Origin of the sequence: Streptomyces sp. NPDC050145 (assembly GCF_044460245.1) — a bacterium.
Taxonomy (GTDB): domain Bacteria; phylum Actinomycetota; class Actinomycetes; order Streptomycetales; family Streptomycetaceae; genus Streptomyces.
Window position 1 is genome coordinate 389,647 of the sequence record NZ_JBITJS010000006.1, and the last position, 12,828, is coordinate 402,474.

General features: G+C 74.2%; 9 protein-coding genes. 3 read left to right on the plus strand and 6 right to left on the minus strand.

Features of this window, described 5'->3' with window-relative positions:
• Positions 1 to 40 precede the first annotated feature (40 nt).
• Positions 41 to 976 carry a hypothetical protein gene (locus tag ACIBTU_RS15160; RefSeq protein WP_399126547.1) on the minus strand — a complete coding sequence of 312 codons (936 nt, stop codon included), beginning with the start codon at positions 974 to 976 and terminating at the stop codon, positions 41 to 43.
• Positions 973 to 1,941, minus strand: coding sequence for a phosphatase PAP2 family protein (locus ACIBTU_RS15165; RefSeq protein ID WP_399126548.1), 969 nt, complete (start codon positions 1,939 to 1,941; stop codon positions 973 to 975). Before ACIBTU_RS15165 ends, ACIBTU_RS15160 begins: the two co-directional genes overlap by 4 nt.
• Positions 1,942 to 2,115: 174 nt before the next feature.
• Between ACIBTU_RS15165 and ACIBTU_RS15170 the strand changes: the two genes are divergently transcribed.
• The gene (locus ACIBTU_RS15170; protein WP_399126549.1) at positions 2,116 to 2,748 is read left to right on the plus strand and encodes a TetR/AcrR family transcriptional regulator; all 633 of its coding nucleotides are present in this window, start codon (positions 2,116 to 2,118) and stop codon (positions 2,746 to 2,748) included.
• Positions 2,749 to 2,906: 158 nt separating this feature from the next.
• Here the strand turns inward: ACIBTU_RS15170 and ACIBTU_RS15175 are convergent, their stop codons facing one another.
• Positions 2,907 to 3,971: a DUF2510 domain-containing protein gene (locus ACIBTU_RS15175; RefSeq protein WP_399126550.1), complete on the minus strand. Its 1,065-nt coding sequence runs from the start codon at positions 3,969 to 3,971 to the stop codon at positions 2,907 to 2,909.
• 188 nt (positions 3,972 to 4,159) lie between these two features.
• Between ACIBTU_RS15175 and ACIBTU_RS15180 the strand changes: the two genes are divergently transcribed.
• A complete protein-coding gene (locus ACIBTU_RS15180; protein WP_399126551.1) occupies positions 4,160 to 6,835 on the plus strand; it encodes an ATP-binding protein in 2,676 nt (891 codons plus the stop codon).
• A gap of 434 nt (positions 6,836 to 7,269) precedes the next feature.
• Here ACIBTU_RS15180 and ACIBTU_RS15185 read toward each other — a convergent pair whose 3' ends face one another.
• The 3 genes from ACIBTU_RS15185 to ACIBTU_RS15195 form a co-directional block, all read right to left on the minus strand.
• Positions 7,270 to 8,268: a DUF3048 domain-containing protein gene (locus ACIBTU_RS15185; RefSeq protein WP_399126552.1), complete on the minus strand. Its 999-nt coding sequence runs from the start codon at positions 8,266 to 8,268 to the stop codon at positions 7,270 to 7,272.
• Entirely contained in the window at positions 8,265 to 10,031 is a 1,767-nt protein-coding gene (locus ACIBTU_RS15190; protein WP_399126553.1) for an FAD-dependent oxidoreductase, read from the minus strand. The genes ACIBTU_RS15185 and ACIBTU_RS15190 overlap by 4 nt, the downstream gene beginning before the upstream one ends.
• 598 nt (positions 10,032 to 10,629) lie before the next feature.
• Positions 10,630 to 11,691 (minus strand): ATP-dependent DNA ligase, encoded by a 1,062-nt coding sequence (locus tag ACIBTU_RS15195; RefSeq protein ID WP_399126555.1) that lies wholly within the window; start codon positions 11,689 to 11,691, stop codon positions 10,630 to 10,632.
• Between the two features lie 73 nt (positions 11,692 to 11,764).
• Between ACIBTU_RS15195 and ligD the strand changes: the two genes are divergently transcribed.
• Entirely contained in the window at positions 11,765 to 12,796 is a 1,032-nt protein-coding gene (gene ligD / locus ACIBTU_RS15200; RefSeq protein WP_399126556.1) for a non-homologous end-joining DNA ligase, read from the plus strand.
• The last annotated feature ends 32 nt before the right edge of the window (positions 12,797 to 12,828 follow it).

The window sequence follows — 12,828 nt, forward strand, 5'->3', positions numbered from 1 at the left end:
CTCCGCCTGACGGTCCGGCCGGGAAGACCCGGCCGGACGATCAGGACGCCTGAAGCACGACCGGTTCGGGCTCGGCCCGGACCGGCAGCGGCACGACCGCGGCCAGCGCCCCGTCCGGCTCGGGCCCCGTGGGCACGGGATCCGGCGCCGTCGGTGCCGCCGAGCGGGTCAGCAGGACCACGCCCCGGGCCGCGAGCACCGCACCGGCCAGCGCGAGCGCGAGACCCGCGATCCCGCCCTGCAGCCGCTCGCCCAGGAGCGAGAGCCCGATGAGCGCCGCCGCGACCGGGTTCGACAGGGTCACCATCGCCAGCGGCGCGCCGAGCCCGCCCTGATACGCGGTCTGCGACAGCAGGAGGCCGCCCGCCGCGAACGCCGCCACGAGCAGCGCCACCACGATCACCCGCGCGTCGAGCGCCGGACCCGAGCGGTCCGTCGCCGCGACCGTCACGGTCTGGGTCAGCGCGGACGCCACCCCCGAGGCGAGGCCGGAGGCCGTGGCGTGCCGCAGCCCGGGCCGGGCCCCGCGCCGGGCCAGGAAGCCGATGAGCGCAGCCGTCGCCCCCGCCACCGCGAGCGCCTCGGGCAGCGCGAGCGTGTCGTCGGGCGCCGGGCCCGTCGCCGTCACCAGCAGCGCCGCCAGACCGGCGAGGGTCAGGGCCGTGCCGCGCCATTCGCCCGCGGTGACCCGCCGCCCGGCGAGCCGGGCGCCCAGCGGCACGGCCGCGACGAGCGTGAGCGCGCCGAGCGGCTGCACGAGGGTGAGCGGCCCGAACTTGAGCGCGGCCACGTGCAGCAGCGCCGCCGACGCGTTGAGCGACACCGACCACCACCAGGAACCGGTGCCGAGCAGCCGCCACACGCCGGCGCCGGCGTCCGCGGTGCGGGCCGCGAGCCGCTCCTGGGCCACGGCCGCCGCCGCGTAGGCCACGGCGGAGACGAGCGAGAGGGCGACGGCGAGCAGGGTGGCGCTCATCGGCGGGCTCCTGTCGGGACGGGCGGGGGAGTGGTGGCCGCAGAGGCCGAGCCGGCCGTGACCTGGACCGGGATCCGGGCCCGGTCCAGGATCTGGGCGGCGGTCAGCGCGTCGGGCGGGGTGCGGAACGCGGCGTGCGCGGACCAGGGCGCCGGGCTGCCGGGCCCGTGGGGGCCGGCCGGGACCGCCGGGTGGGCCGGGGCGGGCAGCAGGTGGCGGCGCAGCCGTGGCGCGGTGACCGCGGCCGGCATGCGCAGTGCGGCCAGCGCGACCGCGAGCAGGGCCGTGGCCACGAGGGCGTCGAGCCAGTAGTGGTTCGCCGTGCCGACGACCACGAGCAGGGTCAGCAGCGGGTGCAGCAGCCAGAGCCAGCGCCGGCGCGAGCGGGTCGCGGCGATGAGGCCGATCGCGACCATCAGGGCCCAGCCGAAGTGCAGCGAGGGCATGGCCGCGAACTGGTTGGCCATCGTGTCGGTGTCCGGGCGCGCCGCGTAGACCGAGGGCCCGAAGACCTGCGCGGTGTCCACGAGGTGCGCGGCCGGCAGCATCCGGGGCGGGGCCAGCGGGAACGAGAGGTGCAGCACGAGCGCCGCCGCCGTCAGGACGGCCAGCACGCGGCGCGACCACACGTAGTGGCGCGGGCGGCGCAGGTAGAGGAAGACCAGGAACGCCAGGGTCGCCGGGAAGTGCACGGTCGCGTAGTAGACGTTCGCGAGGTGCACCAGCGTGTCGCTGTCGAGCAGCACGCCCTGGACGCTCCCCTCGCCCGGCAGATGGAGGGCGCGCTCGAGGCTCCACACGCGGTCGGCGTTGTGGAAGGCCTCGGCGGTGTGGCCGTTGGCCAGCTGCCGTCCGAACTTGTAGACGAGGAAGAGCCCTACGACCAGGAGGAGCTCGCGGACCAGGGGCGGTCGGGAAGCGCGAGGGTCCGGCTCCGGTTCGGCAGGCTCGGTAAGGGAAGTCATCCCCCGGCCTCTTTTCGTGACGAATGAGTTGTGCGATACGTCCGCGTACCGATACGCCAGTGTACCGATACGACGGCGTACCGGTACACTGGCGTATCGATAGCTGATGTGATCTCATCGACATGTCGGCAGCAGAGGCCGCCACCACCGCGACCGGGCGAGGAGAGCAGAGTCATGACGACGCGAGAACGGGCCACCAGCGGCGGACCCACCAGCTCGCGCCGTTCCAAGATCTCGCCCGAGCGGGCGCAGGAGCTCTACGACGCGGTCCTCGACCAGCTGCGCGAGCACGGCTACGACGCCTTCACCATGGAGGGCGTCGCCGCCCAGGCCTGTTGCAGCAAGTCCACGCTCTACCGGCAGTGGAAGACGAAGCCGCAGATGGTCGCGGCCGCGCTGCGGGCGGGACGCTGCGTCAAGTTCTTCTCCGCCGACACCGGCTCACTGGCCGGCGACCTGATCGTCGCCGCGCGCAACGCGGCGGGCCAGGGAAAGCGGGACACCGCGCTGATGCAGGCCCTCGGGCACGCCGCCCTCCAGGACGACGAGCTGAAGGCCGCGCTGCGCGAGGCGCTCGTCGAGCCGGAGCTCGCGTCGATCGCGGAGATGGTCGAGCGGGCCGTGGCGCGCGGCGAGATCGACGCCGGCCACCCGATGCTGCCCTACCTGGGTGCGCAGCTCTTCGGAGTCATGCGCAGCCGACCCGTCCTGGAAGGGCGCGACGCCGACGCGGAGTATCTCGTCCGCTTCGTGACGGACGTGCTCGTCCCGGGACTCGGCCTGACCGTTCCGGAACAGGCCACCTGATCGGGAGACCGCCGGCCGCAGGGATGACCGGCCGGCGGTCTGCCCGCGCCGCACCGTGGGGACGGGGGCGGCGCGCACCCCCGGGCCGGGCGGGCTCCTCCACTGAGCGGAGGGGAGCCCGCCCGGCCCCTGTGTGCTTTCGCGAGGGCCGGGGCCCGTCAGACGTTCTCGCCGGTGCCGCCCGCGCCGCCGCTCGTGACCCGGGCCTCCTTGATGCCCTTCACGATCCCGTCGATCGCGGTGTCGTCCGGCCCCTCGTCCTTCTCCTTCGCGGTCTTCGGGATGTCGACGCCTATCCGCACCACGACGAGCTTCTTCGGGTCGTACGGCGACGGGAACGCGACCGACTCCACCCACGCGTCCAGCGACGACTTGGTGTCCACGTTCCAGCGGACCCGGTAGCCCTGCTGCCCGGCGACCGTGACCTTCTCCGACACCAGCTCGTCGTGGTTCAGGAGGCCGCCGTACGTCTTGCCGCCGTAGGAGGCCTGCGCGTTCTTGAGGATGTCCTCCTTCGCCGCCGCCTCCGCCGTCTTCGCGTCCAGCTTCAGGTCCTTCGCCGAAGCGGTCGACGCCCCGCCCCGCACGCACTTCTTCGTCGTGTCGTCCGGGCACGGGTACGGGCCCGTCGTCACGCCGGCTGTGCCCGCGCCGTCGGCGCCGGTCCAGCCGTCGAGCACCGGCAGCGCGATCCCGTTCGCGACATCGGTGGCGAAACCCTTGTCGAGCGGCGCCCGCGGGCTCTGCTGCCCGTCGTCCGGCGACGGGGACGTGCCGCCGCCGCCCCCGCTGTTGCCGCCGTCGGTCCCCGGCGGCTCCGGCTCTGGAGACTCCTTCGACTGCGCCACGCTGTCCGAGCCGTCGTCGCCCGCGGTCAGCGCGTACACACCGCCGCCGATGCCCGCGAGCACCACCACCGCCACGACCGCGGCGATCGCGACACGTGCCCCGCTGCGCGGCTTCGGCGGCAACTGCCCCGGATATCCCGGATGGTGACCGTACGCCGGAAGCGTCCCCGGGGTCGTCGGCTGCTGCGCCAGGTACGCGGGCGGGGCGGGCTGCGCGGGCGCCTGCCCGGCCGGCTGCGGCGGGAGCGGCGGCGCCGTCGTGGCGGGTCGGGTCTGGTCCGTCCAGCGGCCGCCGTCCCACCAGCGTTCGGTGCGCGGGCCGCCCTGGACCTGGCCGGGATCGGGGTACCAGCCTGCGGGAGTCTGCGAGGTCATGGACGGAACAGTATGAGGCGTGCCTGAAAAGGTGATGAGAGGGTCCGCATTGCGATCGGGATCGTTACCGATCGGCACGCGTGTTCGCCACGGGCTGCGAAGACCCCCCTTCACAGCAGGCCGGCGCCCACTAGTCTCGACAGCAGTACGCCGATCGATCGAAGCGCACGACACCGGGAGGGTGCGGGATGACTCAGGGACGGCACGCCGACGCCGCCTCCTCAGGCCCGCCGCTGTGGGAGCGGGAATCCGAACTCGACGTCGCCGCGAGGGCACTTGACGACCTGTGCGGCGACGCCGCCTCGTCCGGCAGCCTCGTCGTCTACAAGGGAGAGGCGGGCATCGGCAAGACGGCCCTGCTCGCTCGGGTCGAGGCGATGGCCGCGGGCCGCGCCACCGTCTGGTCCGCACGCGGCGGCGAGACGGTCACCTCCGTCCCGTTCAACGTCGTGCGCCAGCTGCTGCAGCCCGCGCTGCTCGCCCTCACCGAGGATGAGGCCCGCGAGTACTTCGGCGACTGGTACGACATCGCCGGACCGGCGCTCGGGATAGCCGAGCCGACGGGACGTCAGGCAGACCCCCAGGGTGTGCGCGACGGTCTCGTCGCGGCGAGCTCCCGGCTCGCCCGCCTGCACTGGCCCCTGGTGCTGCTCGTCGACGACGCCCACTGGGCCGACCTCGAGACCCTGGAATGGCTCGCCGCGTTCGCCGAGCGCCTCGACGACCTGCCCGTCCTCGTCGTCGTCGCCCAGCGCGACCCCGAGGACGCCCAGGCCGCCGCCTGCCTCGACGCCGTCGGCGACGCCGCCCGGCCCGGCACCACCAGCCTGCGCGCCCTCACCCCCGACGCCACAGCGGGACTGACCCGCGCCACGCTCGGCGCCCACGCCGACGACCCGTTCTGCCGCGAGGTCTGGGCCGTCACCGGCGGAAACCCGTACGAGACGGTCGAGCTGCTCGCCAAGGTGCAGGACAGCGACCTCGCCCCCGAAGAAGGCTCCGCCGCCGAGCTGCGCGCGCTCAACAAGGCGGCGCGCGGCCGCGGCCTCGTCGACCGGCTCGAAGGACTCGGCGTCGACGCCACCCGCTTCGCCTGGGCCGCCGCCATCCTCGGCACCCGCATCGAGCCCGGACTCGCCGCGCTCCTCGCCGGGATGAACCCGGAGCAGGCCGGCCGCTGCGCCGAGCGGCTCCTCGCCGCCCGCATCCTCACCGACGCCACCTACGGGGACGTCGGCACCCTGGAGTTCGTCCACCCGCTGATCGCCTCCGCCGTCTACGACGCGATCCCGCCGGCCACCCGCACCGCCATGCACGGCCAGGCCGCCTGGGCCGTCACCGCTTCCGGGCACGGCCCCGCCGCCGCCTCCCGGCACCTCCTCGAGGTCCACCCCGACGACGACCCCGAGCTCGTCGAGCAGATGCGCGCCGCCGCCCGCGAGCACCTCGCCGTCGGCGCGCCCGACGCGGCGCGCCGCTGTCTGGAGCGCGCGCTGCAGGAGCCGCCGCTGCCCGAGACCCGCCCCGAGGTGCTCTACGAACTGGGCTGCGCGACCCTCCTGACCTCGCCCGCGACGACCGTCAGGCACCTGGAGGCGGCCCTCGACGCGACCCCCGGGCTTGTCGGCGACCGCCGCGTCGACGCGGTGTGCCGGCTGTCCCAGGCGCTCGTCCACAACGACCAGTTGGAGGACGCCCTCCGGCTCATCGACGGCGAGGCCGAACTGCTCGACCCGGGCCCGGCACGGCTGCGCCTCCAGGCTGTCCACTTCATGTGGGAGGGCATCCACGCGGGGGAGGAGGACTCCCCGGGGCGCTCCCGCAACCTCGCCGCCCTCGCCGACCGGCTCCCGGGCCGCGCCAATCCGGAGCGCGTGCTGCTCATCCTGCGCGCCTTCGACGCGATGACCCGCGGGGAGAACGCGGAGGAGGTCGTCGAGCGCTGCGACCGCGCCCTCGTCAACGGGCGGCTCGCCCCGGGGCTCGGCTGGACCGACCCCGAATGGGGCTTCGAGGTCCTCATCATGCTCGGCAACTCGTACGTGATGTCCGACCGGCTCGACCGCGCCGAGAGCCTGTTCACCGAGGCCGTCCGCGCCTACGAGACGGCCGGCTGGAGCGGCGGCCATCTCGCTCTCGCGCAGGCCTTCGTGGGCTTCGTGCACCGCAGGCGCGGCCGGCTCACCGAGGCCGAGGCGTTCCTGCGGGAGTCGCTGCGGCTCGCGGACCGGGTCGGCACGGGGCTGCCCATGCACTGGGACGCGGCCTGCATCCTCATCGACACGCTGCTGGCCCGCGGCAAGGCCGACGAGGCGCTGGAGATCGCGGAGCGGTACTCCTTCGGGCCGCCCTACCCGTCCACGCTCGTCCTGCCCGACGCGCACTCCGTACGGGGGCGGCTGCTCCTCGCGACCGGTGACATCGACGCGGGGATCAGTGAACTGGAGGCCGCAGCGAAGGCCTCCATCGCCCGTGGCGGGCACAACACGATCATGGCGCCCTGGGCCTGTGACCTCGCCCGCGCCCTGGCCCTCACCGACCCGCGCCGTGCCGCCGAACTGGCCGGGGAGGCCCGGGTGCAGGCCGAGCGCTTCGGCACGGACACCGCGATCGGCGAGGCCCTGCGGTGTGCCGCCGCGCTGGAGACGGGGCAGGCCCAGCTCAACCTCTACGCGAAGGCCGTGACGTATCTGGAGGCGTCGCCCTGCGCCTACGAGCACGCCCTGGCCCGCGTCGAGTACGGCATCGCCGCCCGCTCCCTCACCGAGCTCAACAAGGGGCTGACCCTGGCCCGTTCCTGCGGGGCGGACGGCCTCGCGGCCCGGGCGCGGGAGGTTCTGGAGACGGGGCGTGGCCTGAGGTAGCGCGACGGCTCCGCCGGAACCGGGAGCCGACTTGGGCCCGCGCCTTTGCTCTACGGGGCCAGGGGACGCCCCGAGCCCTGTCGCGGAACGCCCGCGCCCTCGTTGCCAGGGCAGGCTCGCCCGCGCCTTGTTGCGGGACCATGGGCCCCAGCCCCTTCCCGCCCACCCGCCCCCTCCGGGGGCGTCGGCCCGGCGCCCTGCCTTCCGCTCGGGGTACCCGTTCGGTCTTCCCAGCCTTGGGCAGTCTGCCGCCTGGGGCGGCACGGGTGGGCAAGGCGGAACCCCGGCGCCGGGGGCGCGATTCAGTGGGCCTCGGCCAGTGCGTCACCGCCGTAGGGGTTGAGGTTCGTCGCCGGGTGCCGCGTCGTCGTGGTTGCTCGCGCAGTTCCCCGCGCCCCTGAAGGCGCACTCCGTGCGCCCCCAGGGGCGCCGAATCAGTCCCGCCCCCCACCCGTACCCGGCGCCTGCGCGAGCAGGACCCAGACCGGGCCCGTCGCGAAGGGGAGCGGGGTGGTGTTCTTGGGGGGTGTGACGTGGGTGGGGGAAGTGGGGGTCGGGCGGGTCCAGTGGGCCGGGTAGGCGCGGGCGTCGCGGAGGACCTCCGCCCGGCCGGAGCCCACCGTGCGGGACACGGGGGACGCGTTGCCGAGCTTGTCGTGGAGGCGGGAGTCGTGGATGTCCACGTACTGGACGACGACCGTGGCCGCCGTGAGACGGGTGCCGGACGTCGTGGTCGCCGGGCGGCCGTCCATCGAGACCAGCCAGCGATGCTGCCGCGCGGACCAGGTGAAGTCGAAGCGGGCCGCGGGGAAGCGCACCGTGCGGTGCGACAGCGGGCTCCCGCCCTCGGGGGCCCGCGACGCGAAGGTGAACCCGGCGAGCGTGCCCGCGTTCGTGCCGGAGACCGGGTGCCCGAGCTTCCCGGGCCGCAGATACAGATTGTGCGGTGCGGGCCGGTCGGCGCCGCGAGAGAAGGCGCCGCCCGCCGAGTCCGGCGTCACTGCTCGCAGCGGCGCAGCCGCAATCTCCGGAAGCAGCGCCCGCTGCGCACCCGAGAACGCGAGCGTCGGCCGCGAGAACTGCCCGAGCAGTTCGAGATCGGTCTCGCGGGCGCTGCGCACCGGCCCCACGACCCCGGGCACCCGCGTCCCGTACACGGCCATGAGCCGGCTCAGCCCGCCCTCGACCCGCTCCGCGTACACCACGTCCGCGTTCTCGATCCCGGTCTGCGGCCGCGCCGCCCCCACGTTGTCGATCTTGACGGCGAGCACGGAGGCGCCGCCCGGCGCCGGCCCCGACGAGTCGCCCCCGTCGGGCGGCGTCCCGCCGGGGGTACAGGCCGCGAGCAGCGCCGCGAGCAGTCCCGCCACGAGGGCGACGCGTCTGCGCAGTGCGTCCACGCCCGGCTCATACCCGCCGGAGGGGCCCGTCATCCCAGGTCGAGGGCGTTGCGCAGGCCCAGCCGGTAGCGGGTGCGGTCGTGCCGCTTGAGGAGTTCGAGCGCGGGCTCGCGGTGCAGGGCCCGCACGGTGCAGCGAGCGGCGGCCGAGCCGCTCCGGTCGAGGAGCGCGTTCACTGCGAGCCGCGCGGACGTGTTGGCGCCCTCCATCGTCGCGAGGTCGATCGGCACGGCCACGTAGTCGCCCGCGAGGTAGAGGTTCGGGATCGCCGTGCGGGCCGAGGGGCGGTGGTGGAGGGTGCCGGTCGGGTGGATGAGGAGCTGGTCGGCATTGGTGGGGTTCGGGGTGCCGAGCCCGTCGACCCCCGGATCGAGGAACCAGGCGTGCAGGGTGCTGTCCTTCAGCGGAGTGCGGCCCGTGTCGTTCAGCGCGGCCTTGAGCTGCGCCCACACCTCCTTGGCGACCTCCTCCCGCGTGCACTGCTTGGCCGTCTTCCCGTACAGGATCCCCGGCCGGTCCCACTCCGAGATGTCCACGGACAGACAGTCGACGGCGACCCCGTCCCCGTAGTCCGCCGGGAAGTCCCGGTCCGGCCAGTGCTGGGCCTGCGCGATCGCCGTCAACGACCAGGGGGAGTCGATGCAGTTGAGGTGCCCGTCGAGCAGGTCGGGCCGTTCGGTCAGATAGAACTGGATGCCGGTCATCCAGTCCGTCTCCAGCAGGTCGCAGGCCGCCAACTGCGGTTCCGCCGCCTTGAGTTGCGTACCCCAGGTGGCCCGCGCGTGCTCCACCGGCATCGCCTGCACGTAGTGGTCGGCGGTCACGTCACACCGTACGCCGTCCGGGTCCTCGACGACCGCCCTGGTGATCAGCCCGTCCGCGTACGCGAGTTCCCGTACGGTCCAGCCGACGCGGAACTCGACGCCGAGCGACCGGAGATGCTCCTCCCAGGGGTCGATCCACGCCTCGTTCGTCGGGGCGTCGAGGATCCGGTCGAGCGGGCCGTCCGCGCCGCGGCCCAACGCGTTGAACGCGAACGCCTCCAGGAGCGTGGCCACCGTGCGGGTGCTCGCCTCCTCGGCCTTGGTCGCCACGATGTTCCGGGTGACACCGACCGCGAGGATGCGCTGGTAGTCCTTCGACATCTGGCCGGCCCGGGTGAAGTTCCACCACGGCGTGCGCTCCCACTGGTCGTCGCGGCGCTCGTCGCAGCTGGTCAGAAAGACGAGGATCCGGTTCACGAAGTACGCGGTCTCGGACACCGGCAGGTGCACGGCGGTCTCGAAGACGGCGGTCAGCGCGCGCCGGACGTCGTCCAGGTCCAGCTCGGCCGGCTGGTGTCCGGGCCAGGGCAGCGGCAGCCGGATGTCCTCGCGGCCGGTGCGGGCGAACATCATCTCGGGCGGGGCGACGAGGTTGTCCCAGACACCGTTCGCGTTGCCGGGGAACGGGATGCGGCGCATGGTGTCCGGCAGGTTGTGATAGATCCCCGGGATGAACCGGAAGCCGTGCTCGCCCGGCAGCGGTCTGCGCGTCCCCCGCGCACTGTCCGGCACGTCCATGCTGCGGGCCTTGCAGCCGAGCGCCCGGCGCTCGTACACCGTCACCGCGAACCCGCGCTCGGCCAGCTCGTGCGCGGCGGTCAGCCCCGCGACCCCGCCGCCGAGCACCGCCACCGCACCACCCGGCGCGACGTCCGCGCCCGCCGCCGTCGCCGGGGCCGCCGCCCCCGAGAGCGCGAGTCCCGCGGCCGCCGCCCCCGTCCCCGCCATGAACCCACGCCGTGTCGCCGCCATGCCCGCGTCCCCCTCGTCGCCCCGGGCTTACCGGCGGTAAGCCTCGACGGGCGCAGGAGCATAGGGGCGTCCCGCGGGGCCCGGAAGACCCGTGCGTGACAGGAGTCCGCGGTTGGCCGAAACCAGAGACAGAGCTGCGGGACCGGACTCGTCGCCGCGCGGGCGCGGGACCTGCCCGGGATCCGGCGACCGGGACCCGTGGCCGTCCGCCCTCGGAGGCCGCCCGGGATCCGGTGACCGGGTCTCGTGGCCGTCCGCCCTCGGAGGCCCCCAGGATTCGGCGATCGAGACCCGTGACCACCCGTCTTCGGGGACTGCCCGGGATCCGGCGACCGGGACCCGTGGCCGCTCGGGCGCGGGATCTGCCCGGGATTCGGTGACCGGGACTCGTGGCCGTCCGCCCTCGGAGGCCCCCCGGGATTCGGTGACCGGGACTCGTGACCGCTCGCCCTCGGGGACTGCCCAGGATCCGGCGACCGGGACCCGTGGCCGCCCGGGCTCGGCGGCTGCCCGGGAAGGGGTGACCGGCGGCCCCGGCCGTTCCGGGCTCAGTGGCCCCGCAAGACCCCGGCCGTCGAAGTCCGAGACCGCCCGCCGCTCAGCGCAGCACGTCCGCCAGGTCGAACGACATCGGCTCGTCCAGCTGTGCGTACGTACAGCTCTCCGGCGCGCGGTCCGGACGCCAGCGCCGGAAGCGGGCCGTGTGCCGGAAGCGCGCCCCGTTCTCCATGTGCTCGTACGCCACCTCGGCCACCCGCTCCGGGCGCAGTGGTACCCACGACAGGTCCTTCTTGCCGGTCCAGCGGCTGGTCGCCCCCGGCATCCGGGACTTCTCCTGCGCCGCCTCGTCGGCCCACGCCGCCCACGGATGCCCGTCCGCCGGGTCCATCCGCAGCGGCTCCAGCTCGGCGATCAGCTCGGTGCGGCGCTTCATCGTGAACGCCGCGCACACCCCGACGTGCTGCAGCGTGCCCGCGTCGTCGTACAGGCCGAGCAGCAGCGAGCCGACGACCGGGCCGCTCTTGTGGAAGCGGTACCCGGCGACCACGCAGTCCGCCGTCCGCTCGTGCTTGACCTTGATCATGAGCCGCTCGTCCTGCCGGTACCGCAGATCCAGCGGCTTCGCCACGACCCCGTCCAGGCCCGCGCCCTCGTACTGCTCGAACCAGCGCTGCGCCAGCTCCGCGTCCGTCGTCGCCGGCGCCACATGCACCGGCGCGTCCGCCTCCGCGAGCGCCTCCTCCAGCCGTGCCCGGCGCTCGGTCAGCGGCGCGTCCACCAGCGACTCGTCCCCGAGCGCCAGCACGTCGAAGGCCACGAACGACGCGGGCGTGCGCTCCGCGAGCGTCCGCACCCGGGACTCGGCCGGGTGGATCCGCTCGGTCAGCGCGTCGAAGTCGAGCCGCCCGTCCCGCGCGATGACGATCTCCCCGTCGAGCACGCACCGCTCGGGCACCCGCTCCCCGAGCGCCGCCACCAGCTCGGGAAAGTACCTGGTCAGCGACTTGGTGGTACGGCTCGTGACCTCGATCTCGGGACCGTCGCGGAAGACGATCGCGCGGAAGCCGTCCCACTTCGCCTCGTAGTGCATCCCCGCGGGGATGCGCGCGGCGGACTTCGCGAGCATCGGGCGGACCGGCGGCATGACGGGAAGATCCATGCCCCGATTCTGTCCCGTACGGACGGAAGACGCCCGGTGTGCGGGGTTCGTCCGTTGGGCCTAGCGTGGGCGCATGGGCAGCAAGGGTGCGGCGGTCGAGCTGGAGGCGGGCGGACGGACGGTGCGTCTGTCCAGCCCCGACAAGGTCTACTTCCCCGACGGGGGAGCGACGGGCTACAGCAAGCTCGACGTCGCCAACTACTTCCTCGCCGTCGGCGACGGCATCCTGCGCGCCCTGCGCGACCGCCCCACCACCCTGGAGCGCTACCCCGAGGGCCTGGGGGGCGAGCACTTCTACCAGAAGCGCGCCCCCAAGAACATGCCCGACTGGATCCCCACCGCCACCATCACCTTCCCCTCGGGCCGCACCGCCGACGAGATGTGCCCCACCGAGCAGGCCGCCGTCCTGTGGGCCGCCCAGTACGGCACGCTCACCTTCCACCCGTGGCCCGTGCGCCGCGACCACCCCGACCACCCCGACGAACTGCGCATCGACCTCGACCCGCAGCCGGGCACCGAGTACGGCGACGCCGTGCACGCGGCCCGCGAACTGCGCGCCGTGCTCCACGACTTCGGCGGGCTGCGCGGCTGGCCCAAGACCTCCGGGGGGCGCGGCCTGCACGTGTTCGTGCCGATCGAGCCGCGCTGGACCTTCGTCGAGGTGCGCCGCGCCGCCATCGCCTGCGGCCGGGAGCTGGAGCGCAGGATGCCGGACCACGTCACCACCGCCTGGTGGAAGGAGGAGCGCGGCGAGCGGATCTTCGTCGACTTCAACCAGACGGCCCGCGACCGCACCATCGCCTCCGCCTACTCGATCCGGGCCCGCCCCAACGCCCCCGTCTCCGCCCCGCTCACCTGGGACGAGGTGGGCGACGCGCTGCCGCGCGACTTCGACATCATGACCATGCCCAAGCGGTACGCCGAGGTCGGCGACGTGCACGCCCGCATGGACGAGGAGCGGTACTCGCTGGAGGCGCTGCTCGAACTCGCCGACAAGGACGCGAAGGACCGCGGCCTCGGCGACCTGCCGTACCCGCCCGAGTACCCGAAGATGCCGGGCGAGCCCAAGCGAGTACAGCCGAGCCGGGCCAGACACGAGGACTGACCCGGCTCGAACTCACCTGAGACGGACGGGAC